The following is a 22,351-nucleotide window of genomic DNA, read 5'->3' on the forward strand; positions in this document are numbered from 1 at the left end:
GGCCTTTTTATATCAGTCCACGCGCCGCCAGATCGCGTTCGAGCCTCGGCGCATCGACGAAATGATGGACCTGCCAGCCGCACGCCGAGGCGGCTTCGACATTGGCGCGGTTGTCGTCGATGAACAGCATCTCCGTGCCCGGCAGACCGAAGCGTTCCTCCGCCAGTGCGAAGATCGCCGGGTCGGGCTTGGCAAGCTTCTCCTCGCCCGACACCACGATATCGCGAAACCGGTCGAAGATCGGCGCGGTCGGACGGAAACCGGCCCAGAATTCCGCCCCGAAATTGGTAATCGCGAACAACGGCACACCACGCTTGTCGAGCTGTTCGACCAGCGCAAGGCTACCCGGCACCGGCCCCGGAATGGATTCGTTGAACCGCGCGGCATAGGCCCGGATTTCCGCTTCGTAATCCGGATAGAGGGCGATCCGCTCGGGCACCATTTGGGCAAGCGGCGTGCCGCGATCGTGTTCGAAATGCCATTCCTCGGTCACGACCTCGTCCAGCACGGTGGCAAGCCGCGCCGGGTCGGCGACGATCTTTTCGAACAAATGCCCGAGACGCCATTGGTAGAGGACGCGCCCGACATCGAACACGACAGCTTGAACCTGCATGGGGAGGGTGTCCTGAGTTATTGAGTCTTTGCCGTGTGCGGCCGGGACATCCGTCCCGATCTTTGCTGTGCCATCCCACTCCCCCTCCCGGCCACCCACGGCACTATACTGTTTGGGTGGCCGGGAAGGGGAGTGGAATGGCACGGCCGCAAGCCTTCGGCAGATATCGAAGGCGCACAAAACAGAAAAGCCCGCACCCCTCGTCGGGGCCGGGCCTTGTCTGCAAGACGTTTGCCACCCTCGCCGGGCGGCGCGCCGTTTAGCCCTGGCGGGCCTTGAAGCGGCGATTGGTCTTGTTGATGACATAGGTGCGCCCGCGGCGGCGGATGACGCGGCAATCGCGGTGGCGGCCCTTGAGCGACTTGAGGCTGTTACGGATCTTCATGATGTCTCTCGTCAAATAAATACGCGCCGGAAATGGTGTTCCGACGCGCCCAAATCAAGCGCGCCGTTAAAGGCTGGCTGGGATTCGGTCAAGGAGAGAGTTGGCCCGCGATACAAATGCCGCTTGTGAAAACTCCTGCGCGCATTGCGTGCCAAGCCAGTCCGCGACGCTGCTGTGCGGCCCTTTTTCAAGGATCGCAGCGCCAGTCCTGTCAGCCTCGCCGTGCGATCATCGGCCCAAGCGGCTGCCCGCCAAATATATGCACGTGCAGATGCGGCACTTCCTGCCCGCCATGGGCGCCGATATTGGCCATCATCCGATAGCCGGGCTCGACCAGCTCCTTATCGCGGGCCACCTTGCCCACCGCACGCACGAAACCCGCAATTTCCGCATCGCTCGCCTTTTCGGCGAAATCGTCCCAGCTGACATAGCGCCCCTTGGGCACCACCAGCGTATGAATTTCAGCCTGCGGATTGATATCCTCGAAGGCGTAGGCCCACTCGTCCTCGTATACCTTGGTCGAGGGGATCTCGCCGCGCAGGATCTTGGCAAAGATGTTCTCGTCGTCATAGGGCTGAGTTGGATCGACCGGCATCACTGGCTCCTGCTGGCTTTCTCGGCAATTCCCGAAACCCCGTCGCGCCGGTCCAGTTCGGCCAGCACCGCGGCAAAGGGAATGTCGCGCGCATTCAGAGTGACAAGGAGGTGGAACAGGATGTCGGCCGCCTCGCCGACCAGTTCCTCGCTGCTGCCCGACAGAGCCGCGACCGCAGCCTCTACCCCTTCCTCGCCCAGCTTGCGGGCGATCTGGGGCAGGCCCTTGGCATGAAGGCTCGCCACATAGCTTTGCGAAGGGTCGGCCTGGCGCCGCTGCGCTATGGTCTGTTCGAGGCGGGTAAGCGTATCCATGGCCTGCGCTATGCACGGCCCATGCGCTCAGCGTCAATCGGAGTTGCGGCCCATCAGGAAACGGCCGACCAGCACGCCCGCCAGCCCGACGGCAACGAGCGTCAGCGCGCTCGGTTCGACCAGCCGCGCGGCAATGCCGGCGGGGCCACCGAGATCCGCGAATTGCGCGGCCAGCGATATGAACTGGCTGGTCATGGCGTATTTATACCATTTGCTAAAAATTGCGCAGCGGCGCGCCGAGCCCGTGTCCCGCCTCGGGACAGGCCAGGCGGTCAGCCCCGGGCGGGCAGGCCTGCCGCCCGCAAAGCCGCATGGGCCTCGGCAATCGTGCGCTCGCCGAAGTGGAAGATCGACGCGGCGAGCACCGCGCTGGCGTGGCCGCGCGTTACCCCCTCGACGAGATGGTCGAGCGTGCCCACACCCCCGCTGGCGATGACCGGAACAGAGACCGCATCGGCGATGGCCCGCGTGAGTTCGACATCGTAACCTTGTCTCGTTCCGTCGCCGTCCATCGAAGTGACCAGCAGTTCTCCCGCGCCCAGCTCGGCCAGCCGGATCGCATGTTCGACCGCATCGATCCCCGTCGGCTTGCGCCCGCCATGCGTGTAGATTTCCCAGCCACGCACATCGCCGCTGGTCGAGGCGCGCGCATCGATGCTGGCAACGACGCACTGGCTGCCGAATTTCTCGGCAATCTCGCGGACCAGTTGGGGGGTGCTGACGGCGGCGGAATTGATGGCGACCTTGTCCGCACCGGCCAGCAGCAGGGCGCGCGCATCCTCGACACTGCGCACACCGCCGCCCACGGTCAGCGGCATGAAACACACCTTGGCGGTGCGTTCGACCATGTCGAGCAAGGTGCCGCGTCCCTCGTGGCTGGCCGAAATGTCGAGGAAGCACAGTTCGTCCGCGCCCGCCGCGTCATAGGCCTGCGCCTGCTCGACCGGATCGCCGGCGTCCTTGAGGTCGACGAAATTGACCCCCTTGACCACGCGCCCGTCGGCCACGTCGAGACAGGGTATGACGCGGATGCGGACAGTCATGCGTGCTCTGCCACACGCAGCGCCGCCGCCAGGTCGAGCCGCCCGTCATAAAGCGCCCGGCCGGTAATCACACCTTCGATCCCCTCGCCCGCGAATTGCATCAGCGTGTCGATATCGGCGAGATTCTTGACCCCGCCGCTGGCGATTACCGGAATCTCCACCTGCCGCGCCAGGCTCACGGTCGCGTCGATATTGACGCCCTTGAGCAGTCCGTCGCGACCGATATCGGTAAACAGCAGGCTGGCAACGCCCGCATCCTCGAACCGGCGCGCCATGTCGACGATCGAGACATCGGAAACCTCGGCCCAGCCGTCGGTGGCGACCATGCCATCGCGCGCATCGACCGCAACCACGATCCGCCCGGCGTGATCGCGCGCCATGGCCCTCACGAATTGCGGGTCCTTGAGCGCCGCGGTGCCGATCACGATGCGTTCGACCCCCGCTGCGAGCCAGCCCTCGACATCGGCCGGGGTGCGGATCCCGCCGCCAAGCTGGACCTTGCCCGGAAAGGCGGCGACGATGCCCTCGACGGCTTCGCGGTTTTGCGCGCTGCCGGCAAAGGACCCGTCGAGATCGACCACATGGAGATGGTTCGCACCGGCCCGGGCGAACACCTTGGCCTGCGCCGCCGGGTCGTCGCCATAAACGGTTGCGCGGTCCATATCGCCTTCCGCGAGACGCACGACTTCGCCGTTTTTGAGATCGATGGCGGGAAAGACGATCATAGTTTTCGGTCCGGTCTGGGGAGCGGGCGCATGGTCACGGGGTCCACTCGAGGAAGCGTGAGAGCAGATCGAGCCCATAGGCCTGGCTCTTTTCGGGGTGAAACTGCACGCCAAGGAAATTGTCGCGCCCAACGGCGGCGACGAGGCCGCCGCCATGATCGGTCATGGCCAGCACATCCTCATGGTGGCGGACCTTGAAATGGTAGGAATGCAGGAAATAGGCCTCGCCCTCGGCCACCACTTCATGCCCCTGCGCATGCGGCAAGGGCGCAACATCGTTCCAGCCCATATGCGGTACCTTGACGCTGGTGTCGGTCGGCTCGATCAGGCGCACAGCGCCGTCGATCCACCCCAGGCCCGGCGTCTCGCCATGTTCGAGCCCGCGCGTCGCGAGCAATTGCATCCCCACGCAGATGCCGAGAAAGGGCGCCCCGCCGACAAAGACGCGTTCGTGCATCGCTTCGACCGCGCCCTTTTCGGCGTGCAGCCCCTCGGCGCAGGCCTTGAACGACCCGACACCGGGCAGCACGATCCGGTCCGCCGCGCGGATCACATCGGGATCGGCGGTGACAGTGACATGCGCCCCGACTTTGCGCAGGGCGTTTTCCACCGAATGAAGATTGCCGGCCCCGTAATCGACCAGCGCGATGACCTCAGCCATTCCTGCGTTCCGCACGCCCCTCCGGGCGCGCGACCTCCTCGCTCATGCGATCGAAGATCGCGTCGCTACGGCCGGCCGGTCGGCCTTGCGACTGCTGCGCAGCCCATTCGGCACGATCAGCCACCGAGTTGACCTTTCGTACTCGGGATCGCCCCGCCCTTGCGCGGATCGATCTCGACCGCCGCGCGCATCGCGCGGGCGAACCCCTTGTAGATCGCTTCGCAGATATGGTGGTTGTTGACGCCGTAGAGCAGTTCGACATGCAGCGTCAGGCCGCAGGTCTGGGCAACCGAATGAAACCAGTGCTCGATCAGCTCGGTATCCCATTCACCCAGCTTTTCCTGGCTGAAGCCCGCGCGCCAGACGAGATAGGGCCGCCCCGAAATATCCAGCGCAACCCGCGCCAGCGTTTCATCCATCGGCGAATAGGCGCTGCCGTAGCGCGCGATCCCGCCCTTATCGCCCAGCGCCTGCCCAAGCGCCTGCCCCAGCGCCAGCGCGCTGTCTTCAGTGGTGTGATGCTGGTCGACATGCAGATCGCCCGTCACCTTCAGCGTTACGTCGATCAGCGAATGCTTGGCGAACTGTTCGACCATATGATCGAGAAAACCGATGCCCGTCGCGACATCGTATGTGCCCGTTCCGTCGAGATCGACCTCGACGAGAATTCTGGTTTCCGCGGTATTTCGTTCGATCCGGCCTGTACGCATGCCAGCCGCGCTAGAGGGGCGGGCGGCGCCGTGCAAGAAAATGCGCCTATCCACAGGGTAAAGACGCGCTTAAACCGCTTGACCCGGACCGCCTGCCGCTCCACCTACGCCGCATGAGCGACGACACGCCCGACAGCCTGATCCCCTATGATTCCATCGTCCAGGAAGCCCTGCGTGCCGTGGTCGGCCGGGTGCTCGGCGAGATCGAGCAGGGTGGCGGCGAATTGCCCGGCGCGCATCATTTCTACATAACTTTCAAGACCCACGCCCCGGGCGTCTCGATCCCGACCAGCCTGCGCGAACGGTTCCCCGACGAGATGACCATCGTGCTGCAGAACAAGTTCTGGAACCTGAACGTGCGCGAAGACGGCTTCGCGGTCGGCCTGTCGTTCAACCAGATCCCCGCCGAACTCGACATTCCCTATGCCGCGATCACGCAGTTCGTCGATCCGGCGGTCGATTTCGGGCTGCAGTTCCAGGCCACGGTGGCGGATATGGGTCCCGCGCCCACCGAACATCCCGAAAACGATGGCACGGAACAGGGCGATGACGCAGCCGTTGAAGGAGCGGAAGACGGCTCGAATGTCGTCACGGTCGATTTCGGCCGCAAGAAATAGGCGCCGGGCCTTCCCGGCATGGAACGGGGCAGGACATGGCTAAACTCGGCCTTACCGACGAAGACAAACCCAATCACCTGACCGATGTGGTTGGTGAAAAGCTCGAACGGGCGACCGGCGGACTTCCGGACCGGGACGAGCCCGTCCCCGGCCCGAGCCCCAACCCGGCGACCAATCTCATCATCCACGACATCCTGTTGCGCAGCGCGGGTCGCCTGTCGCGCATGGCGGTCGAGAAAGCAGTGCTGGGTCGGCAATACGGCCAGCAGTTCGCCAAGGACGCGGTCGAGAACCGCAGCCTGGTGCACACACTTGCCGCCTATGGCGTGACCAAGGTAGCGACCAAATCGGTCCCCGGCGCGCTGATCGTCGGTACGGGGCTGGCGCTCAAGGTCCTGTTCGATCGCAGCCAGTCACGGCGCAAATCGCGCCGCCAGGGCAACCGCACGCTGCGCCGTCAGGCCGATCCCGACGGCAAGATTTGACGGGATACACGGCGCGGGGGTTGATTAGTCCCCGCTCCATGCGCCAACAGCGCGCATGGCCGATTCCACTGTTTCGCACGACAAGCTCGCCCGCAGGGGCCTCATGTTCATCCTCTCCTCGCCCAGCGGAGCGGGAAAGACGACAATCTCGCGCATGTTGCTGGATGCCGATGACGAGATCAAGCTGTCGGTCAGCGTCACCACGCGTCCACCGCGAGATGGCGAAATCGACGGTGTGCATTACTATTTTGTGGACGATGCCGAATTCGACAGAATGGTCGCAGAAGACGACTTCTACGAATGGGCGCATGTTTTCGGTCACCGTTACGGCACACCCAAGGGCAAGATCCGCAATGCGCTAAAGGAAGGGCAGGATTTCCTGTTCGACATCGACTGGCAGGGCACGCAGCAACTTTATCAGAAGGACCAGCAGGACGTAGTCCGCGTGTTCATTCTCCCGCCGAGTATTGCCGAGCTTGAACGCCGATTGCGCGGCCGCGGCACCGACAGCGGCGAAGTGATCTCCGCGCGGATGGAGCGCGCGCGCGCCGAGATCAGCCACTGGGACGCCTATGATTATGTAGTGATCAACGAGGACGTCGATGCCTGCTTTGCGCAGGTAAGCGAAATCCTCGATGCTGAGCGTATGAAGCGCCAGCGCCAGACCGGCCTGATCCCTTTCGTGCGCGAGCTGATGGCCTGAGCAGCGCGATGATCGGTCTTGCGACGCCTTGGGCGGGATGCGAATTGTCAATCATTGCATGGCATCAATCCATGCGTGATTCGTCGCGTTGTCAGATCGGTTTTGCAGGGTAGCCATGGCTGCAGTTGATTTCGAAAAAGGCGACAAGACCATGGCTTTCCTGAAAAGCCATCGCCTGCCGCCGAGCCCGCAGAATTATACGCTCGCCTATATCGCCCTGTTCGACAGCGGCTCGCCGATCGGGCGTGCCATCCAGGAAATCGTCGACGAAGGCTATCGCATCAAGCAGGAGGAAGTGGACACGATCTTCGACCGCCACGGCGGCGCGGCGATCTATGGCCTGACGGACAAGGCGCAGGGCCAGCGCGCCGCGCACCTGCGTCACCAGACGATCAAGCTGGGCGAGCTGGCATCTTCCGCCGCAGATGCCACGGGCGCCTTTGCCCGCGAACTGACCCAAGAGGCCGATCACATGGCCAGCGACAGCGCCAATACGCTGTCGATTGTCGGGCGCATGATCGAACAATCGCAGCAGGCGCAAGGTCGCCTGACCGAGGCCATGCGGGAGGTGAAGGAGCTGCGCGAAGAGCTCGAGGCGGCGCGCAACGATGCCCATCGCGACGAACTGACGGGACTCGCCAACCGCCGCGCGATCGAAGTCCATCTTGCCGAACTGGCCGAAGCGGGCGAGCCGCGCGTTATCGCACTATGCGATATCGACAAGTTCAAGTCGGTCAACGACCGCTACGGTCACAGCGTGGGCGACCGCGTGCTCAAGCTTGTGGCGAAGACACTGGAAGACATCTGCCGCCCCCATTTCATCGGACGCTGGGGCGGCGAGGAGTTCATTGTCGTCATGCAGTCGGACAATGTCGAAGCAGGCGTCAACCTGCTCGACCTTGCCCGACACGAGCTTGCCAGAAAGGAATTCAAGCTGCGCGAGACGGATGAACCGATGGGCCTTATCTCCTTTTCAGGAGGCGTGGCGCTGGCAGCCGGCGGCGCGGATGCAAATGCCGCGACGCTGAAACAGGCTGACCAGGCGCTCTACCGCGCCAAATCCGAAGGTCGCAATCGCATCCTCCCGGCCTGACGGCCGCCCTTCGCCGATTCCTCATCCGGCCTGGGCGAAGTGGTTCGGGAGCAAAGCGTTGACGATGCCGCCATCGATGGTGACGGTTTCCCCGATGGTGTAATCGCCAGCCCGGCTGGCAAGATAGACCGCGGTTCCACCCATATCGAGCTTGTCGCCCACGCGCTTGCTCGGAATGCCCGCGGCGGACTGCTCTTCGAAATCGCGTGCGGCGCGATTCATGTTCGAGGGGAAGGCCCCCGGCGCAAGGCTGGTGACATAGATATGGTCGTTGACCAGCCGCGCGGCCATCCGGCGCGTGAGGTGGATCAGCGCCGCTTTCGAAGCCTGATAGCTGTAGGTCTCCCACGGGTTGATGCGCTGGCCGTCGACCGAGGTGATGTTGATCACCTTGCCCGGTCGTTCCGCGCTGGCAGCCGCGGTCAACAGCGTGTGTAGCTTCTGCGTGAGGAAGAACGGCGTCTTGACGTTGAGGTCCATGACCTTGTCCCAGCCGGCTTCGGGAAATTCGAGATAGTCCACGCCCCAGGCGGCGCCTGCATTGTTGACCAGGATGTCAAGCTTGCTTTCGCGGCTGGAAAGCTCTTCCACCAGCGCGTCGATCCCTTCCAGGGTCGACAGATCGCCCTGGATGCCGATCACACGCTCGCCCAGTTCGGCGCAGGTTTCCTCTATCTCGTCGATCTTGCGCGCGCTGATATAGACACGCTCGATCCCGGCGGCGAGGAAGCCTTCGACGATCATTTTGCCGATGCCACGGCTGCCGCCGGTGACGAGGGCAACACGGCCCTTGAGGCTGAACAGGTCTTCAAGTGTCATTGCAATTCTCCCAAATCAGTCATTGCGAGGAGCCGCAGGCGACGCGGCAATCCATTTTGCCGCTCCCCGGATTGCTTCGCTTCGCTCGCAATGACTGGGAGTGGTGATCGTCTGGCGTCAATAGCCGCTCATCTCGGCAACGCGGCCGGCATGATAATACTGGTCGCCCAGGAATTCCTGCAGTGCACGGTCGCGCTTCATATAGAGGCCGATATCGTATTCGTCGGTCATGCCGATCCCGCCGTGCATCTGCACGCCTTCGCGCACGGCGAGCCCCGCCACTTTGGCGACCTTGGCCTTGGCGACCGAAGCCATGAGGTCGGCCTTTTCGCTGCCGCCATCGAGCAACTGAGCTGCCTTGATGGTGACCGCACGCGCGATTTCGACCTCGGAATACAGATGGGCCGCGCGGTGCTGCAATGCCTGGAATTCGCCGATCACCCGGCCGAATTGCTTGCGCTGCTTGAGATAGTCGACGGTCATGTCCATCGCGCCGCGAGCCACGCCCACCCCTTCCGAAGCGGCGCCGACGCGGCCCGCCACCAGCATGGCATCGAGCACCTCGCGTCCGCCATCGACCTCGCCGATCACGGCATCGCCATCGAGCTCGACACCATCGAATGTGACATGGCTGGCCATCGAGCTGTCGACCAGGCGCACGCTGTCATGGCTCATGCCGGCGGCATCCTGCGGGACGGCGAACAGCGTCACGCCATCCACGTCGCTATCGCTGCCCGAAGTCCGCGCGGCCACCACGATCATCTCGGCGCTGGCCCCATAGACCACGAAGTCCTTCTTGCCCGAAAGCTTGAAGCCATTGCCCGATTTTTGGGCCTTGCAGGCGATCGTCTCGGGGCGGTGCTTGCGCCCTTCGTCGATGGCCACGCCATAAACCTTCTCGCCCGAGATGAGATCGGGCAGCCAGCGGCCCTTCACGTCGTTGCTGCCGTGCTTGAGCGCGGTTGCCGCCAGCACGGAGGAGGAGAGGAAGGGCGAAGGCGTGAGATTGCGCCCGATTTCCTCCAGCACGATGTTCGCTTCGACCTGGCCCATGCCGAGCCCACCGTCGTCTTCATCCACCAGCATGCCGGTAAAGCCCATTTCGGCAAACTGCTGCCACAAGGCATGGCCGAAGCCGTCCTTGCACTGGCGGTCGCGCCAGTGGCGGAGCTGGTTCTTGATCGAACCTTCCTCGGCCATGAACTGGCCTGCGGTGTCGGCCAGCATCGTCTGGTCGTCGTCGTAATACAGAGGCATCGATCAGGCTCCCGGCAGGTCGAGGATACGTTTGGAAATGACGTTCAGCATGACTTCGGAGGTCCCCCCTTCGATGCTGTTCGCCTTGGTGCGCAGCCAGTTACGCGAGGGCTTGCCGCCGCTCGTCTCCTCGCTCTCCCATTCGAGGGCGTGGCTGCCGCCCGCCGCCATCATCAGCTCGTGGCGGCGCTTGTTCAGCTCGGTCCCGGCATATTTCATCATGTTCGGCTGGGCGGGGTGCGCCTTGCCGACCTTGATCTCGTCGAGGAACTTCTCGCCCATCGCGCCATAGGCCAGCGCGTCGACATCGAACTGCGCGAGCTCGGCGCGCAGCACCGGATCGACCTCGCCATTGGCGCGGGTCAGCGCTGCGCCGATCGTGCCGGTATTGCCGCCATCGGCGCCCGAGATCATCTCGCGCTCGTGGCCGAGCAGGTATTTCGCCACATCCCAGCCGCGATTGATTTCGCCGACATAGGCGGGAACATCCTCGCCATAGCTCTTGGGCACGCTGACATCGTCGAAGAAGGTTTCGCAGAACGGGCTGTTGCCGCTGATCAGCAGGATCGGCTTGGTCGACACACCTTCGCTCGCCATGTCGTAAAGCATGAAGGTGATGCCGCGATACTTGTCCTCCTTATCCGTGCGGACGAGACAGAAGATCCAGTCGGCCTTGTCGGCATAGGAGGTCCAGATCTTCTGGCCGTTGACCACCCAGTGATCGCCCTTGTCCTCTCCGAAGGTTTGCAAGGATACGAGATCCGACCCCGAACCCGGTTCCGAATAGCCTTGGCACCAGCGGATTTCACCGCGCGCGATTTCGTTGAGAAAGCGCTGTTTCTGACCTTCGGTGCCGAAATGCAGCAGCGCCGGGCCGAGCATCCAGATACCGAAGCTGGAAAGCGGCGGGCGCGCGCCGATGGCGGCCATTTCCTCGCGTAGCACCTTGGCCTGCGCGGGCGAGAGACCGGCGCCGCCATATTCCTTGGGCCATGCGGGGACAGTGTAGCCTTTGTCGCGCGCGGCTTCGAACCAGGCCTTCTGCGCCTCGCTCTTGAAGGTTGCATTGCGGCCGCCCCAATAGACGTCTTCCTCGTCGCGCACCGGCTGGCGCATCTCGGGCGGGCAATTGGCTTCGAGCCAGGCGCGCGTTTCCGCGCGGAAGGCTTCCAGGTCGCTGTTGGACATTGTCCAATCCTCTCTTTTTCAAACCATCGGTATGTTGACGCTTACGTTAGGGTGATTCGGCCCATCGGCGCAAGGCCACTCGCGATGGCCCGCATTGCCGTAACGTCAGCCGGAATGCGTTGACGCATTGGCACGCTCGCCTAAGCTGCGCGCAAAGAAATTCGGGGAGAGAGTAGGGATGCGATTCTCAGGCAAGACGGTGATCGTCACTGGCGCGGCATCGGGTATCGGGGCCGACGCGACCGCGCTGTTCGCCAGCGAAGGCGCGGTGGTTTACGCCAGCGACGTCGATGTCGCTGGAGGCGAGAAACTGGCTGCGGAAACCGAAGGCGAGGTGCGTTTCGTGCGCTGCGACGTCTGCGACCCCGCCCAGATCAAGGCGCTGATGGACCGCGCGGCCCAGGAAACCGGCGGTATCGACACGGTGTTCAACAATGCCGGGGCCGGCGGTGCGCGGGCCGACATATCGGAAATCGAACCCGATGAATGGGACCGCACGATGGACCTGCTGCTGCGCTCGGTCGCCTTCGGCATACGCTATGCCGTCCCGCACATGAAAGACCGGCCCAGCACCAAGACCGGCGGGGCGAGCTTCGTCAATGTATCGAGCGTGGCCGCCGTCGGACCGGGCTATTCGCCGACCACTTACGCGGTCGCCAAGGCGGGGGTGCTGCATCTGACCAAATGCGCCGCGGCCGACCTGGCCCAGCACGGGATCCGCGTGAATGCGGTGCAGCCCGGCTTCATCAACACCAACATCTTCACAGCCAGCCTCGAAATTCCCGAAGAGCTGAAAACCCAGGCGAAAGCGATGATCGCGCAGATGTCCTCCAATGCGCAGCCGGTGGCGCGCGGCGGCAAACCGCGAGATATTGCCGAGGCCGCCGCCTATCTCGCGAGCGAAGCGGCAGGCTTCGTCACCGGGACATCGCTGATCGTCGATGGGGGGATCACGATCGGGCCGCGCCATAGCTGGGACCCGGAAGAAGGCGGCGCTTTCGAAGCGCTGATGGCGCTCGAGGAGCAAGTGAAGAAGGCGCAGCAGTCCGCCTGATGCCTTTCGTCACCGGCCCCCTGCCCCAGCGCCTCAAACTGATCCACGGTTTCGGCGCGGTTGCCTTCGGCGTGAAGGACTCCGGCTTTTCGTTTTTCCTGCTGATCTTCTACAATCAGGCCCTGGGCATGGATGCAGGCACGGTCAGTCTCGCGCTGGCGCTGGCTCTGTTGATCGACGCCTTTGTCGATCCGTTGCTGGGCAATCTGTCCGACCGCACCTGGTCGCGCTGGGGCAGGCGCCTGCCGTGGCTCTACGCGGCCCCCATCCCGCTGGCTTTCGCCTGGGTCTTCCTCTGGCATCCACCGGGCGGCGGCACACCAAGCTTCTGGGAATTGCTGGCCATCGCCGTATCGGTCCGCGTTCTGCTGTCCGCCTGCGAGGTCCCTTCCGTCAGCCTGTTGCCCGAAATCACCGCCGATTACGACGAGCGGACCACGCTGTTCCGATATCGATTCCTGTTCGGGTGGTGCGGCGGATTGCTGATGATGGTGCTCGCCTATTTCGTGCTGATGCCCAGCGCCGAAGCGCTGCTCGAGCCCGAAGGCTATCTGTGGTTCGGGATGATCGGCGCGACGCTGATGGTGATTTCGGTGCTCGGCTCGGCTCTGGGGCAGCACAAGCTCGTCGCCGGTTATCCCGAAACGCGCGCGCCGCCCTTCACCTGGCGCGGTGCCTTCAGCGAGATCATCGATGCCTTCAGCGAGCGCGCCTTCCTCATCTTCGCGGCCGGCGCGCTTGCGGCCTATATCAGCCAGGGCCTCACCTTTTCGCTGACCAATTACATCAATGTGTTTGTCTGGCGTTTCGATACGGTTGAGCTGCAGTTTTACCCGATCGTCCTGTTCCTGTCCGTTATCGTGATGTTTTTCATCGTAGGCCCCATGCACCGCCGGTTCGGCAAGCCGCGAAGCGCGGTGATCGGCGCGATCGGGTCGCTGGTTGTCATCCTCATTCCCTTCAGCCTCTATTTGGCAGGCCTGTGGCCGGAAACGGGTACGCGCCGCAGCGCGATCCAGTTCTATGCCTTTCTGCTGGTTGCGAATACGCTGGGCGTGGTGGTGATGATATCCGCCACCTCCATGATCGCAGAGATCGTCGAGGCGTATCAGGAACGTACAGGAAGGCGTGCCGAGGGCAGCTTCTATTCAGGCAACTGGTTCGTCCAGAAATGCGCGACCGGCGGGGGAATCCTGATAGGCGGGCAGGTGATCGCACTATCGGGACTCGCCCCCAATACCTCGCCGGCCGAGGTGCCGCTGGAGGTCATCCACAACATCGTCTGGCTCTACGGTGCAGCGATCGTCTTGCTCGGCCTTGTCGCAGCGTACTGGCTTGGACGCTTCCCGATCGGACGCGAGGAACACGAAGCGCGACTGAAGGCACTCGACATCGCTGCGCGCGGAGACATCGACGGAGGCACGATCGTGCCCTGATTACCACTTGGCGGGCGCGGCGCGCTCTGCCATTTTCGAACAAACGGAATTGAGAGAGAAGAGGATAGCAGACGATGGATTTCGAACCGACAGAACGGCAAGCATACTGGCGCGACCGGGTGAAGAACTTCATCGAAGAGCATGTCCGCCCCGCCGTCCCGACCTACAAGGCGCAGGATGCCGAAGGAGATCGCTGGAAGGTCATCCAGGTGGTCGAGGACCTCAAGGCCAAGGCCAAGAAGGAAGGCATCTGGAACCTGTTCATGCCGCCGCGCAATGACGGGCATCACCATGTCGAAGAGAGTTTCGAATTCGAAGGCCCGGGCCTGACCAATCTCGAATATGCGCTGTGCGCCGAGGAAATGGGGCGCATCGGCTTCGCTTCGGAAGTGTTCAATTGCTCCGCGCCGGACACCGGCAATATGGAAGTGTTCCACCGCTATGGCACACGCGCGCAGAAGGACGAATGGCTCGCCCCGCTGATGAATGGCGAGATCCGTTCCGCCTTCCTCATGACCGAACCTTTCACCGCCTCCTCGGACGCGACCAATATCGAGACGCGGATCGAACGCGACGGTGACGAATACGTCATCAACGGCCGCAAATGGTGGTCCTCGGGCGTGGGCGATCCGCGCTGCAAGGTCGCCATCGTCATGGGCAAGACCGATTTCTCGGCAGGGCGCCATGCGCAGCAATCCATGATCCTGATGCCGATGGCCGCGCCCGGTGTGACCATCCTGCGCCACCTGCCCGTATTCGGCTATGACGATGCGCCGCACGGCCATATGGAAGTCGAACTCAAGGACGTGCGCGTCCCGGTGGACAATATGCTGCTGGGCGAAGGCCGCGGCTTCGAGATCGCGCAGGGCCGCCTCGGCCCGGGCCGCATCCATCACTGCATGCGCACGATCGGCGTCGCCGAGGAAGCGCTGCACAAGATGTGCAAGCGACTGCAGGAGCGCGAAGCCTTCGGCAAGCCGATCTACAAGCACTCGGTCTGGGAAGAACGCGTCGCCCGCGCCCGCATCGATATCGACATGACTCGCCTGCTGTGCCTGAAAGCCGCCGACATGATGGACAAGGTCGGCAACAAGGCGGCCAAGCAGGAAATCGCCATGATCAAGGTTCAGGCGCCCAACATGGCGTTGCGGATCATCGACGATGCCATCCAGGCGCATGGCGGCGGCGGCGTGTCCGACGATTACGGCCTCGCCAACGCCTATGCGCACCAGCGCACGCTGCGGCTGGCCGATGGTCCGGACGAGGTCCACGCCCGCTCGATCGCACGCATGGAATTCACCAAGCACCTGCCCGAGAAGGGGCCGACCGCCAATGCCCTGCGCGAGGGCGCGGCACCGACTTCGGGTGACGATCATCTCAGCTCGGGCGATATGGGAGTGGCGCGCTAATGGCCAAGGCAGCAATCCTGGAATCGGTCGGCGAGCTCACCATCGGCGAGGTCGAACTTGCCGACCCCGCCCCGCACGAGGTCCTCATCGACACCAAGGCCTGCGGGCTGTGCCATTCGGACCTGCACTTCATCGAAGGGGCCTATCCGCATCCGCTTCCGGCCATTCCCGGCCACGAAGCGGCGGGCGTGGTCCGCGCGGTCGGCAGCGAGGTGAAGACGGTGAAGCCGGGCGACCACGTGGTCTCCTGCCTTTCCGCCTTTTGCGGTCACTGCGAATTCTGCGTCACGGGGCGCATGGCATTGTGCATGGGGGCGGACACTCGCCGTGCGCAGGATGCCGCGCCGCGCATCATGCGCGCCGACGGCAGCGGACCGGTGGGGCAGATGCTCAACCTGTCGGCCTTTGCCGAACAGATGCTGATCCACGAACATGCCTGCGTCGCCATCGACAAGGACATGCCGCTGGACCGCGCCGCAGTCATCGGCTGCGCGGTGACGACCGGTGCGGGTGCCATCTTCAACGCCTGTTCGGTTGTGCCGGGCGAAGCCGTGGCCGTGGTCGGTTGCGGCGGTGTCGGCCTGGCCACGATCAACGCCGCCAAGATCGTCGGGGCGGGCAAGGTCATCGCGATCGACCCCCTGCCCGAGAAACGTCAGCTCGCCGAAGTGCTCGGCGCGACCCACACGGTCGACGCCATGGCCGATGACGCGGTGGAGCAGGTAATGACGATTTCCGGCGGCGGCGTGCACCACGCGATCGAGGCGGTCGGACGGCAGGCCAGCGCGGATCTGGCGGTGAAGCTGCTGCGTCGCGGCGGTACGGCCACGATCCTCGGCATGATGCCGCTCGACTGCAAGGTCGGCCTCGGCGCGATGGATCTGCTGTCGGGCAAGAAACTTCAGGGCGCCATTATGGGGATGAACCATTTCCCGGTGGACCTTCCGCGCCTGGTCGACTTCTATATGCGCGGCCTGCTCGACCTCGACACGATCATCGCCGAGCGTATTCCGCTTGAGAAGATCAACGAAGGCTTCGAGAAGATGAAGGGCGGCCATTCGGCGCGCAGCGTGGTGGTGTTCGACTGATGAGCGAGAAGGCGATCGATTTCGACAAGGAGATGGTCGGCACCGTCGCGGTGACCGAACGCGACGCGATGGACCTCGACGCGCTGACCGCGTGGTTCGCGGCCAATGTCGAGGGGTTCGAAGGGTCGATCTCCTATTCGAAGTTCAAGGGCGGGCAGTCGAACCCGACCTATCGCATCGACACGCCGGGGCGGTCCTACGTGCTCAGGCGCCAGCCCTTCGGCAAGCTGCTGCCGAGCGCGCATGCCGTTGACCGGGAATACAAGGCCATGCACGCGCTGGGGCCGACCGGCTTTCCCGTGCCCAAGACCTATGGCCTGTGCGAAGACCCGGAGGTGATCGGAGCCAAATTCTTCGTCATGGGTCTCGCCGACGGGCGCAGCTTGTGGAACGGCGCGCTGCCCGATTATGCGCCCGAAGAGCGGCGCGAAATCTATAACGCCATGATCGACACCATGGCCGAACTGCACCTGCGCAAGCCCGACCAGATCGGCCTCGGCGATTACGGCAAGCCGACCGACTATTGCGCGCGCCAGATCAGCCGCTGGTCGAAACAGTACAAGCTCTCCGAAACCGAGCATATGCCGAAGATGGAGCGGCTGATCGAATGGCTGCCGCAGACCATCCCGCCGCAGCACGAAAGCAGCGTCGTGCATGGCGACTACCGGCTCGACAACATGATCTTCGAGAAGGACGCCAACCGCGTCCTGGCCGTGCTCGACTGGGAGCTGTCGACACTGGGCGATCCGATCGCCGATTTCAGCTATCTCATGCTCAACTGGCACAACCCGCATGACGGGCGCGCCGGGCTGCTGGGGCTGGATCTCGAGGCACTGGGAATTCCGTCGCAGCAAGAGGCGGTTGATCGCTACGTCGCGAAAACCGGATATCCGGTCCCGCCGATGGATTGGTATTTCGCCTACAATCTCTTCCGCCTGGCCGGGATCATGCAGGGGATCAAGAAGCGCGTGATCGACGGCACCGCGTCTTCCGCGCATGCGAAATCCATGTCCGAACGCGTCGCGCCGCTGATCGACCGCGCCTATGAGTTCGCGCAAGCGGCGGGGATGGACTAGCGACGCGGGCCTGCTAACGACCGCTTCCGAACGTGAACCGGAGACCAGCATGAGCACCGACCTCGAAAACCGCATCACCGCCGCGTGGGATGACCGCGCCAATATCACGCCGCAAAGCGCCGATGTGCGCGAGGCGGTCGAGGCGGCGCTGGCCCTGCTCGACAGCGGAGAGGGCCGCGTGGCCGAGCCCGATGGCAAGGGTGGCTGGACGGTCAATCAGTGGCTCAAAAAGGCCGTTCTGCTGTCCTTCCGGCTCAATGACAACCGCGTGATGGATGGCGGCAGCGCGGGCCACCCGGCCTTCGACAAGGTGCCGAGCAAGTTCGCCGGATGGGACGATGCCCGCTTCCGCCAGGCAGGCTTTCGCGTCGTTCCCGGCGCAATCGCCCGCGAAGGCGCCTATATCGCGCCCGGCTGCGTGCTCATGCCCAGCTTCGTCAATATCGGCGCCTATGTCGGCAAGGGCACGATGGTCGATACCTGGGCCAGCATCGGCAGCTGCGCGCAGATCGGCGAGAATTGCCATATATCGGCAGGGGCCGGGATCGGCGGCGTGCTCGAACCGATGCAGGCCAACCCGACCATCATCGGCGACAACTGCTTCATCGGCGCGCGCAGCGAGATCGTCGAAGGGGTGATTGTCGGTGAAGGCAGCGTTGTGGCCATGGGTGTTTTTATCACCCAGTCGACCAAGATCGTCTACCGCGACACCGGCGAAGTCATTCGCGGCCACATCCCGCCCTATTCGGTGGTGGTGCCCGGCACCATGCCCGGCAAGGATGGCGGCCCCGGCCTTGCCTGCGCGGTGATCGTCAAAACGGTGGATGCGCAAACGCGCGAAAAGACCGGGATCAACGACCTCCTGCGCGACTGAACTTCCGGAACATTCACGCCGCGCGAGCGTAAAGCTCCCAGAAACTGCGGGATCGCAAGATATTCAGGGAGTAGAATCACGTGCACAAAGAAGGCGAAGAAGTCCACGTTACCGGCACCGAGGCGAGCGGCGGCTCGAAGGAGGGCGTGGTGCGCTGGGTGCTGGCAGGCGGGCTGCTGCTCGCGCTTGTCCTGATGTCGATCGTCTGGATCATCCCCGCACTGTCGACCGGCGATGTCGAGGAAGAAGGCACGGTCAGCGGGCAGATATCCTCCATGGAAGATGATGGGGACAGCACCGACAGCATCGTGGGGATCGAAGGCGAGACCGATCTGGGGGACGATCGGGTCGCGGCGCCCGACGGGGATCAGACCAGGATTGAGGACGGGCTCGAAGTTATCGAGAATTGACCGTTTCAAGGAGTGAGGTCGCATGAGCAATCCCAACAGCTTCCAGGCCAACCAATACGTCAAATGGAACTGGGGCGACGGCACCGGTTGCGGCCAGATCAAGGAGCGTTTCGAGCGCGAAGTTACCCGCACCCTGCAAGGTACCGAGGTCACCAAAAGCGGAGACGAAGACAATCCCGCCTATCTCATCCGGCAGGATGATGGCGACGAGGTGCTCAAGCGCGGTAGCGAACTCGAAGCACAGGAGTGAACCATGCCCGACGCCAAGAGCAAGGCCCAACAGCGAGCCGCCGGTGCGGCGCTGTCGGCCAAGCGCGGGCAAACCGATATCGGCGACCTCCAGGGTGCGTCCCGGCAGATGCATGACAGCATGAGCGAAGAAGAGCTGGAGGAAATGGCATCCACCGACCGCTCCGACCTGCCGGAAAACGCGGACGGGGATTGATGGCCCGCCGCATGCGCGACGAATTCTGCAGCAATGACGACGCGCAACCATTCGCCGATGCGCTGGATCGGTTCGACGATCGCGAGCGGGACCCGCTGACGCTCGAAAAGCGATGACCAACAGCCTGCCCGACAACGCGCAGGTCATCAGCGCGACCTTCAATCAGCAATTGCTGATAGGTGCGGCAATGATCGCAGTATGCGTCGTCATTCACGGCATGGGCCTGTTCACGATCCAGCGCATTCTTTCCGGAGAACGGATGACCGAGCGGTTCGAGAAACTGCGCCCCCTATCCGTCACCGGAGCTGGCTTCACGCTGATCGCCGTGTTTGCGATCATCTTCCTTCACTTCGTCGAAATCTGGCTATTCGCGTTCCTCTACGATTACCTCGGCGCACTGCACTCCTTTAGCGAAGCCCTGTATTTCTCCACCATCAGCTACGCCACGATCGGCTATTCCGACGCGTCCATCCATAATGAATGGCGCATGGTCGCGGCCTTGGAAGGCGTGGTCGGCATTATATTGCTGGGCTGGTCGACCGCCTTCTTCGTCCGCATACTCGGCCGCCTTGAAGGCGAGGACGGCAAGCTCCGCTGACGCCTATTCGCCAGCGTCGCGCGGCTCGCCCGCGGCATATTCGAACGGAACCATGTCGCCGACGCTCGCCGCATAGTGTTCGGCATCGCGCATCACCCGCATCATGTTGCGCGAGGCGATCTTCTCCAGATCCTCCTGCGAATATCCGCGCCTGGCGAGCTCGACGAACAGCGCCGGATAGCCGGTGACGTCCTCCATGCCGATCGGGCCGGTGGGCATGCCGTCGTAATCGCCGCCGATCCCGATATGATCGATCCCCGCGACGTCGCGAATATGGTCGATGTGGTTGGCCAAGTCGGAAATGGTCGAAACCGGCGGTCGGTTTTCAGCATCCCATTTCGCCAGTTGCGCCTCCACCGTGTCGGGCAAGCCGGGAAAGAGCGCTTCGAGCCGCGCCTTCTCCGCCGCGCGGTCGGCGGCATGGTTGCGCAGGTCTTCGGTGATGAACCACGGCAGCGCGACCACCATCACGAGCCCGCCATTTTCAGGCAGACGGGCGAGAACGCCATAGGGCACGTTGCGCAGATGGCCGTTGATCGCCCGCGCACCCGAATGGCTGAAAATGACCGGAGCCTTCGCCACGTCTAGCGCATCGTGCATTGCTGCTTCGCTGACATGGCTGAGATCGACCAGCATGCCGATGCGGTTCATCTCGCGCACCACGTCCTTGCCGAAGGCGTTGAGGCCGTCATGCCTGGGTGCGTCGGTCGCGCTATCCGCCCAGCTCAAGGTTTTGCCATGCGTCAACGTCATGTAGCGCGCGCCCATATCGTACATCTGGCGCAGCACGGCGAGGCTCGAGCCAATCGAATGGCCGCCCTCCATGCCCAAAAGCGAGGCGATCCGGCCCGCTTCCATCGCCTGCTCGACATCATCGGCGGTCAGCGCCAGTTGCAGATCGTCGGGATAGCGCGCGATCAGCCGCTTGGTCACGTCGATCTGCTCGACGGTCGCCTGCACCGCTTCGGGCTCGGGCAGGCTGGCGCTGACATAGACCGACCACCACTGCGCCCCGACCTTGCCCTGGCGCAGCCGCAACAGGTCGGAATGCATGGCGCTGCGCCCGTCACGCGCGGTATCCAGCGTGTCGCGGAAATCGAAATCGTTGATCCGGTTGCCCAGACGCGAGCGCAATTGGATCGGCACGTCGTTATGGCCGTCCCACACCGGCGCCGCTTCGAGCGCCGCGGCGGCTGTTTTCTCCGCACCGCTCTGGGCTGACACCGGACCTGCGATGGCAAGAGCGGTTGCAGCAGCGGCGGCGAACAGAAATTGGCGCATATTCAGGAACCCCTTGTCATCTTGCGGGCTGTCCTAGCAAAGAGCAGCGGCAAGGAAAGGCCCCATTCATGACTATCATCGCCCGCTGGAACGGCGAGACGCTGGCGCGCAGCGACGACACGGTCGTCGTCGAAGGCAATCACTATTTCCCGGCGGGCGATGTCGCGCGCGGCATACTGGTGCCCAGCGAGACAACCAGCCACTGTCCATGGAAAGGGACGGCGAACTATTACTCGATCAATGCCGGGGGCGAAATAAACACCGACGCCGCCTGGTATTACCCCGAGCCGAAAGAAGCGGCGGTCGAGATCAAGGACCGCATCGCGTTCTGGAAAGGCGTCGAAGTGGTGGAGGCATGACGTCGGCGGGGGCTATCATCGAGGAACTCGGTCTGGCACCACACCCCGAGGGCGGATGGTACCGCGAGACTTGGCGTGCCCCCGCCGCAGACGGCGAAAGAGCCAGCGCGACGGCGATCCACTTCCTCCTCGAACATGGCCAAAGCTCGCACTGGCACCGGGTCGATGCGGCCGAAATCTGGCTGTGGCACGCGGGAGACCCACTCGAACTGACGCTTACGAAGGACGATGACGGCCCCATCGAAACCGTTCTGCTCGGGTCAGACGTTCTCGGCGGGCAGGCGGTTCAGCATGTCATTCCGCCGCGCTGGTGGCAGGCAGCACGACCGGCGCAAGGCAAGGCAGGCTACGCGCTCATGTCCTGTATCGTATCGCCGGGGTTCGAATTTTCCGGCTTCGAACTGGCCGCCGCAGACTGGCACCCCGGCACATGATCCAAGCCGGGCTACGCTGGCTGCTCGGTGCTTTCTATGCCTTTGCGGGGTATATGCATCTCGCCAATCCGGCACCGTTCCTGGCGATCATGCCGGGCTGGGTGCCCGCCCCACAAACGGTGGTTTTCTGGACCGGCATTGCCGAACTGCTCGGCGCGGCGGCGCTGGTGCAATGGGCCAATTCGTCCTTGCGCCGCGCGGCTGCCGTGGGCCTCGCGCTCTACGCGATCTGCGTGTTTCCGGCGAACATCCATCATTTCGCGCTCGACATGGCGCGCCCCGATGGTGGGCTTGGGCTCGCTTATCACATACCGAGGATGATCGCGCAGCCGGTTCTCGTCTGGCTCGCGCTGTGGACCGGCGGCGTAACGGACTGGCCGCTGCGCCGCCGGTAACCGCGGATCAGCTCATGTGCTTCGAGACGGCGCCCGTCATCTTGAACATGGAGATCTGTTCCTTGCCGATCACGCCGCCGAGCGTGTCGTCGGGATTGATCATGCGCTTGTCGTTGGAATCCTGCAGGCCCTTGGCCTTTATGTAATCCCACACCTTCGAAGTGACCTGGGCGCGGGTCATCGGACCCTTGCCGACCACGTTTTCGAGCTGCGGCGACAGGTTCACCGGCTTCTGCAGTGCGTTGTTCTTGCCAGCCATGACTAATCCTTTCCTTGGCTATGCT

32 protein-coding genes are annotated in these 22,351 nt (G+C 63.5%); 17 read left to right on the forward strand and 15 right to left on the reverse strand.

Annotated elements, in window-relative coordinates:
• Positions 1-7 precede the first annotated feature (7 nt).
• The 10 genes from DVR09_RS00150 to hisB form a co-directional block, all read right to left on the reverse strand.
• Positions 8-613, reverse strand: a complete 606-nt coding sequence (locus tag DVR09_RS00150) for an HAD family hydrolase (RefSeq protein ID WP_369692540.1) — start codon at positions 611-613, stop codon at positions 8-10.
• Positions 614-872: 259 nt separating this feature from the next.
• Positions 873-998: a type B 50S ribosomal protein L36 gene (ykgO, locus tag DVR09_RS00155; RefSeq protein WP_050599643.1), complete on the reverse strand. Its 126-nt coding sequence runs from the start codon at positions 996-998 to the stop codon at positions 873-875.
• 211 nt (positions 999-1,209) lie between these two features.
• A complete protein-coding gene (locus tag DVR09_RS00160; protein WP_115415143.1) occupies positions 1,210-1,593 on the reverse strand; it encodes a histidine triad nucleotide-binding protein in 384 nt (127 codons plus the stop codon).
• Complete coding sequence (locus DVR09_RS00165) at positions 1,593-1,907, reverse strand: phosphoribosyl-ATP diphosphatase (RefSeq protein WP_115415144.1); 315 nt, start codon at positions 1,905-1,907, stop codon at positions 1,593-1,595. The genes DVR09_RS00160 and DVR09_RS00165 overlap by 1 nt, the downstream gene beginning before the upstream one ends.
• A gap of 33 nt (positions 1,908-1,940) precedes the next feature.
• Positions 1,941-2,102, reverse strand: coding sequence for a hypothetical protein (locus tag DVR09_RS17040; protein WP_162814791.1), 162 nt, complete (start codon positions 2,100-2,102; stop codon positions 1,941-1,943).
• Positions 2,103-2,179: 77 nt separating this feature from the next.
• Positions 2,180-2,950 carry an imidazole glycerol phosphate synthase subunit HisF gene (gene hisF / locus DVR09_RS00170; protein ID WP_115415145.1) on the reverse strand — a complete coding sequence of 257 codons (771 nt, stop codon included), beginning with the start codon at positions 2,948-2,950 and terminating at the stop codon, positions 2,180-2,182.
• Positions 2,947-3,675: a 1-(5-phosphoribosyl)-5-[(5-phosphoribosylamino)methylideneamino]imidazole-4-carboxamide isomerase gene (gene hisA / locus DVR09_RS00175; protein WP_115415146.1), complete on the reverse strand. Its 729-nt coding sequence runs from the start codon at positions 3,673-3,675 to the stop codon at positions 2,947-2,949. The genes hisF and hisA overlap by 4 nt, the downstream gene beginning before the upstream one ends.
• A gap of 34 nt (positions 3,676-3,709) precedes the next feature.
• Entirely contained in the window at positions 3,710-4,336 is a 627-nt protein-coding gene (gene hisH, locus DVR09_RS00180; protein ID WP_115415147.1) for an imidazole glycerol phosphate synthase subunit HisH, read from the reverse strand.
• Positions 4,329-4,460, reverse strand: coding sequence for a hypothetical protein (locus DVR09_RS17735; protein ID WP_255704423.1), 132 nt, complete (start codon positions 4,458-4,460; stop codon positions 4,329-4,331). The genes hisH and DVR09_RS17735 overlap by 8 nt, the downstream gene beginning before the upstream one ends.
• The gene (hisB, locus tag DVR09_RS00185; RefSeq protein WP_115415148.1) at positions 4,453-5,046 is read right to left on the reverse strand and encodes an imidazoleglycerol-phosphate dehydratase HisB; all 594 of its coding nucleotides are present in this window, start codon (positions 5,044-5,046) and stop codon (positions 4,453-4,455) included. The genes DVR09_RS17735 and hisB overlap by 8 nt, the downstream gene beginning before the upstream one ends.
• Before the next feature lie 113 nt (positions 5,047-5,159).
• Between hisB and DVR09_RS00190 the strand changes: the two genes are divergently transcribed.
• The 4 genes from DVR09_RS00190 (at position 5,160) to DVR09_RS00205 (ending at position 7,944) form a co-directional block, all read left to right on the forward strand.
• Positions 5,160-5,663: an SspB family protein gene (locus DVR09_RS00190; protein WP_115415149.1), complete on the forward strand. Its 504-nt coding sequence runs from the start codon at positions 5,160-5,162 to the stop codon at positions 5,661-5,663.
• Positions 5,664-5,698: 35 nt separating this feature from the next.
• Positions 5,699-6,148, forward strand: a complete 450-nt coding sequence (locus DVR09_RS00195; RefSeq protein ID WP_115415150.1) for a hypothetical protein — start codon at positions 5,699-5,701, stop codon at positions 6,146-6,148.
• Positions 6,149-6,203: 55 nt separating this feature from the next.
• Positions 6,204-6,851 (forward strand): guanylate kinase, encoded by a 648-nt coding sequence (gmk, locus tag DVR09_RS00200; RefSeq protein ID WP_115415151.1) that lies wholly within the window; start codon positions 6,204-6,206, stop codon positions 6,849-6,851.
• A gap of 115 nt (positions 6,852-6,966) precedes the next feature.
• Positions 6,967-7,944, forward strand: coding sequence for a GGDEF domain-containing protein (locus DVR09_RS00205; RefSeq protein WP_115415152.1), 978 nt, complete (start codon positions 6,967-6,969; stop codon positions 7,942-7,944).
• A gap of 21 nt (positions 7,945-7,965) precedes the next feature.
• Here the strand turns inward: DVR09_RS00205 and DVR09_RS00210 are convergent, their stop codons facing one another.
• The 3 genes from DVR09_RS00210 to DVR09_RS00220 all read right to left on the reverse strand — a co-directional run bounded on the left by DVR09_RS00210 (position 7,966) and on the right by DVR09_RS00220 (position 11,208).
• Positions 7,966-8,763: an SDR family NAD(P)-dependent oxidoreductase gene (locus DVR09_RS00210; RefSeq protein ID WP_115415153.1), complete on the reverse strand. Its 798-nt coding sequence runs from the start codon at positions 8,761-8,763 to the stop codon at positions 7,966-7,968.
• Between the two features lie 117 nt (positions 8,764-8,880).
• Positions 8,881-10,020, reverse strand: coding sequence for an acyl-CoA dehydrogenase family protein (locus DVR09_RS00215; protein WP_115415154.1), 1,140 nt, complete (start codon positions 10,018-10,020; stop codon positions 8,881-8,883).
• Between the two features lie 3 nt (positions 10,021-10,023).
• Positions 10,024-11,208, reverse strand: coding sequence for an acyl-CoA dehydrogenase family protein (locus DVR09_RS00220; RefSeq protein WP_115415155.1), 1,185 nt, complete (start codon positions 11,206-11,208; stop codon positions 10,024-10,026).
• Positions 11,209-11,386: 178 nt separating this feature from the next.
• On the opposite strand from DVR09_RS00220, the gene DVR09_RS00225 reads away from it, so the two are divergent.
• The 10 genes from DVR09_RS00225 to DVR09_RS00270 all read left to right on the forward strand — a co-directional run bounded on the left by DVR09_RS00225 (position 11,387) and on the right by DVR09_RS00270 (position 19,598).
• On the forward strand, positions 11,387-12,262 hold the full coding sequence (locus DVR09_RS00225) for an SDR family NAD(P)-dependent oxidoreductase (protein ID WP_115415156.1): 876 nt from the start codon (positions 11,387-11,389) through the stop codon (positions 12,260-12,262).
• A complete protein-coding gene (locus DVR09_RS00230; RefSeq protein WP_115415157.1) occupies positions 12,262-13,698 on the forward strand; it encodes an MFS transporter in 1,437 nt (478 codons plus the stop codon). The genes DVR09_RS00225 and DVR09_RS00230 overlap by 1 nt, the downstream gene beginning before the upstream one ends.
• 74 nt (positions 13,699-13,772) lie before the next feature.
• Complete coding sequence (locus DVR09_RS00235) at positions 13,773-15,107, forward strand: acyl-CoA dehydrogenase family protein (protein WP_115415158.1); 1,335 nt, start codon at positions 13,773-13,775, stop codon at positions 15,105-15,107.
• On the forward strand, positions 15,107-16,195 hold the full coding sequence (locus DVR09_RS00240; RefSeq protein ID WP_115415159.1) for a Zn-dependent alcohol dehydrogenase: 1,089 nt from the start codon (positions 15,107-15,109) through the stop codon (positions 16,193-16,195). The genes DVR09_RS00235 and DVR09_RS00240 overlap by 1 nt, the downstream gene beginning before the upstream one ends.
• Positions 16,195-17,271, forward strand: coding sequence for a phosphotransferase family protein (locus tag DVR09_RS00245; protein ID WP_115415160.1), 1,077 nt, complete (start codon positions 16,195-16,197; stop codon positions 17,269-17,271). Before DVR09_RS00240 ends, DVR09_RS00245 begins: the two co-directional genes overlap by 1 nt.
• A 49-nt stretch (positions 17,272-17,320) precedes the next feature.
• Positions 17,321-18,145 carry a 2,3,4,5-tetrahydropyridine-2,6-dicarboxylate N-succinyltransferase gene (dapD, locus tag DVR09_RS00250; RefSeq protein WP_115417693.1) on the forward strand — a complete coding sequence of 275 codons (825 nt, stop codon included), beginning with the start codon at positions 17,321-17,323 and terminating at the stop codon, positions 18,143-18,145.
• An 80-nt stretch (positions 18,146-18,225) separates the two neighbouring features.
• Positions 18,226-18,555 carry a hypothetical protein gene (locus DVR09_RS00255; protein WP_177822613.1) on the forward strand — a complete coding sequence of 110 codons (330 nt, stop codon included), beginning with the start codon at positions 18,226-18,228 and terminating at the stop codon, positions 18,553-18,555.
• Positions 18,556-18,577: 22 nt separating this feature from the next.
• Positions 18,578-18,805 carry a hypervirulence associated TUDOR domain-containing protein gene (locus DVR09_RS00260; protein ID WP_115415161.1) on the forward strand — a complete coding sequence of 76 codons (228 nt, stop codon included), beginning with the start codon at positions 18,578-18,580 and terminating at the stop codon, positions 18,803-18,805.
• Between the two features lie 3 nt (positions 18,806-18,808).
• On the forward strand, positions 18,809-19,000 hold the full coding sequence (locus DVR09_RS00265) for a DUF3008 family protein (RefSeq protein ID WP_115415162.1): 192 nt from the start codon (positions 18,809-18,811) through the stop codon (positions 18,998-19,000).
• Positions 19,001-19,112: 112 nt separating this feature from the next.
• Positions 19,113-19,598, forward strand: coding sequence for a potassium channel family protein (locus tag DVR09_RS00270; RefSeq protein WP_115415163.1), 486 nt, complete (start codon positions 19,113-19,115; stop codon positions 19,596-19,598).
• 3 nt (positions 19,599-19,601) lie between these two features.
• Here the strand turns inward: DVR09_RS00270 and DVR09_RS00275 are convergent, their stop codons facing one another.
• Positions 19,602-20,879, reverse strand: coding sequence for a dipeptidase (locus tag DVR09_RS00275; protein WP_115415164.1), 1,278 nt, complete (start codon positions 20,877-20,879; stop codon positions 19,602-19,604).
• Between the two features lie 68 nt (positions 20,880-20,947).
• Between DVR09_RS00275 and DVR09_RS00280 the strand changes: the two genes are divergently transcribed.
• The 3 genes from DVR09_RS00280 to DVR09_RS00290 are packed head-to-tail and all read left to right on the forward strand — an operon-like array spanning position 20,948 to position 22,067.
• Positions 20,948-21,238, forward strand: a complete 291-nt coding sequence (locus tag DVR09_RS00280) for a DUF427 domain-containing protein (protein ID WP_115415165.1) — start codon at positions 20,948-20,950, stop codon at positions 21,236-21,238.
• Positions 21,235-21,672 (forward strand): cupin domain-containing protein, encoded by a 438-nt coding sequence (locus DVR09_RS00285; protein ID WP_115415166.1) that lies wholly within the window; start codon positions 21,235-21,237, stop codon positions 21,670-21,672. Before DVR09_RS00280 ends, DVR09_RS00285 begins: the two co-directional genes overlap by 4 nt.
• A complete protein-coding gene (locus tag DVR09_RS00290) occupies positions 21,669-22,067 on the forward strand; it encodes a DoxX family protein (RefSeq protein WP_115415167.1) in 399 nt (132 codons plus the stop codon). Before DVR09_RS00285 ends, DVR09_RS00290 begins: the two co-directional genes overlap by 4 nt.
• Before the next feature lie 7 nt (positions 22,068-22,074).
• Here DVR09_RS00290 and DVR09_RS00295 read toward each other — a convergent pair whose 3' ends face one another.
• Positions 22,075-22,326 (reverse strand): SWIB/MDM2 domain-containing protein, encoded by a 252-nt coding sequence (locus DVR09_RS00295; protein ID WP_115415168.1) that lies wholly within the window; start codon positions 22,324-22,326, stop codon positions 22,075-22,077.
• Positions 22,327-22,351 lie beyond the last annotated feature (25 nt).

The sequence above is a fragment of the Erythrobacter aureus genome (assembly GCF_003355455.1).
Taxonomy (GTDB): domain Bacteria; phylum Pseudomonadota; class Alphaproteobacteria; order Sphingomonadales; family Sphingomonadaceae; genus Qipengyuania; species Qipengyuania aurea.

Coding starts and splice junctions, on each gene's coding strand:
- DVR09_RS00150 (WP_369692540.1), bottom strand. CDS start 613: ATGCAGGTTCAAGCTGTCGTGTTCGATGTCGGGCGCGTCCTCTACCAA.
- ykgO (WP_050599643.1), bottom strand. CDS start 998: ATGAAGATCCGTAACAGCCTCAAGTCGCTCAAGGGCCGCCACCGCGAT.
- DVR09_RS00160 (WP_115415143.1), bottom strand. CDS start 1,593: ATGCCGGTCGATCCAACTCAGCCCTATGACGACGAGAACATCTTTGCC.
- DVR09_RS00165 (WP_115415144.1), bottom strand. CDS start 1,907: ATGGATACGCTTACCCGCCTCGAACAGACCATAGCGCAGCGGCGCCAG.
- DVR09_RS17040 (WP_162814791.1), bottom strand. CDS start 2,102: ATGACCAGCCAGTTCATATCGCTGGCCGCGCAATTCGCGGATCTCGGT.
- hisF (WP_115415145.1), bottom strand. CDS start 2,950: ATGACTGTCCGCATCCGCGTCATACCCTGTCTCGACGTGGCCGACGGG.
- hisA (WP_115415146.1), bottom strand. CDS start 3,675: ATGATCGTCTTTCCCGCCATCGATCTCAAAAACGGCGAAGTCGTGCGT.
- hisH (WP_115415147.1), bottom strand. CDS start 4,336: ATGGCTGAGGTCATCGCGCTGGTCGATTACGGGGCCGGCAATCTTCAT.
- hisB (WP_115415148.1), bottom strand. CDS start 5,046: ATGCGTACAGGCCGGATCGAACGAAATACCGCGGAAACCAGAATTCTC.
- DVR09_RS00190 (WP_115415149.1), top strand. CDS start 5,160: ATGAGCGACGACACGCCCGACAGCCTGATCCCCTATGATTCCATCGTC.
- DVR09_RS00195 (WP_115415150.1), top strand. CDS start 5,699: ATGGCTAAACTCGGCCTTACCGACGAAGACAAACCCAATCACCTGACC.
- gmk (WP_115415151.1), top strand. CDS start 6,204: ATGGCCGATTCCACTGTTTCGCACGACAAGCTCGCCCGCAGGGGCCTC.
- DVR09_RS00205 (WP_115415152.1), top strand. CDS start 6,967: ATGGCTGCAGTTGATTTCGAAAAAGGCGACAAGACCATGGCTTTCCTG.
- DVR09_RS00210 (WP_115415153.1), bottom strand. CDS start 8,763: ATGACACTTGAAGACCTGTTCAGCCTCAAGGGCCGTGTTGCCCTCGTC.
- DVR09_RS00215 (WP_115415154.1), bottom strand. CDS start 10,020: ATGCCTCTGTATTACGACGACGACCAGACGATGCTGGCCGACACCGCA.
- DVR09_RS00220 (WP_115415155.1), bottom strand. CDS start 11,208: ATGTCCAACAGCGACCTGGAAGCCTTCCGCGCGGAAACGCGCGCCTGG.
- DVR09_RS00225 (WP_115415156.1), top strand. CDS start 11,387: ATGCGATTCTCAGGCAAGACGGTGATCGTCACTGGCGCGGCATCGGGT.
- DVR09_RS00230 (WP_115415157.1), top strand. CDS start 12,262: ATGCCTTTCGTCACCGGCCCCCTGCCCCAGCGCCTCAAACTGATCCAC.
- DVR09_RS00235 (WP_115415158.1), top strand. CDS start 13,773: ATGGATTTCGAACCGACAGAACGGCAAGCATACTGGCGCGACCGGGTG.
- DVR09_RS00240 (WP_115415159.1), top strand. CDS start 15,107: ATGGCCAAGGCAGCAATCCTGGAATCGGTCGGCGAGCTCACCATCGGC.
- DVR09_RS00245 (WP_115415160.1), top strand. CDS start 16,195: ATGAGCGAGAAGGCGATCGATTTCGACAAGGAGATGGTCGGCACCGTC.
- dapD (WP_115417693.1), top strand. CDS start 17,321: ATGAGCACCGACCTCGAAAACCGCATCACCGCCGCGTGGGATGACCGC.
- DVR09_RS00260 (WP_115415161.1), top strand. CDS start 18,578: ATGAGCAATCCCAACAGCTTCCAGGCCAACCAATACGTCAAATGGAAC.
- DVR09_RS00265 (WP_115415162.1), top strand. CDS start 18,809: ATGCCCGACGCCAAGAGCAAGGCCCAACAGCGAGCCGCCGGTGCGGCG.
- DVR09_RS00270 (WP_115415163.1), top strand. CDS start 19,113: ATGACCAACAGCCTGCCCGACAACGCGCAGGTCATCAGCGCGACCTTC.
- DVR09_RS00275 (WP_115415164.1), bottom strand. CDS start 20,879: ATGCGCCAATTTCTGTTCGCCGCCGCTGCTGCAACCGCTCTTGCCATC.
- DVR09_RS00280 (WP_115415165.1), top strand. CDS start 20,948: ATGACTATCATCGCCCGCTGGAACGGCGAGACGCTGGCGCGCAGCGAC.
- DVR09_RS00285 (WP_115415166.1), top strand. CDS start 21,235: ATGACGTCGGCGGGGGCTATCATCGAGGAACTCGGTCTGGCACCACAC.
- DVR09_RS00290 (WP_115415167.1), top strand. CDS start 21,669: ATGATCCAAGCCGGGCTACGCTGGCTGCTCGGTGCTTTCTATGCCTTT.
- DVR09_RS00295 (WP_115415168.1), bottom strand. CDS start 22,326: ATGGCTGGCAAGAACAACGCACTGCAGAAGCCGGTGAACCTGTCGCCG.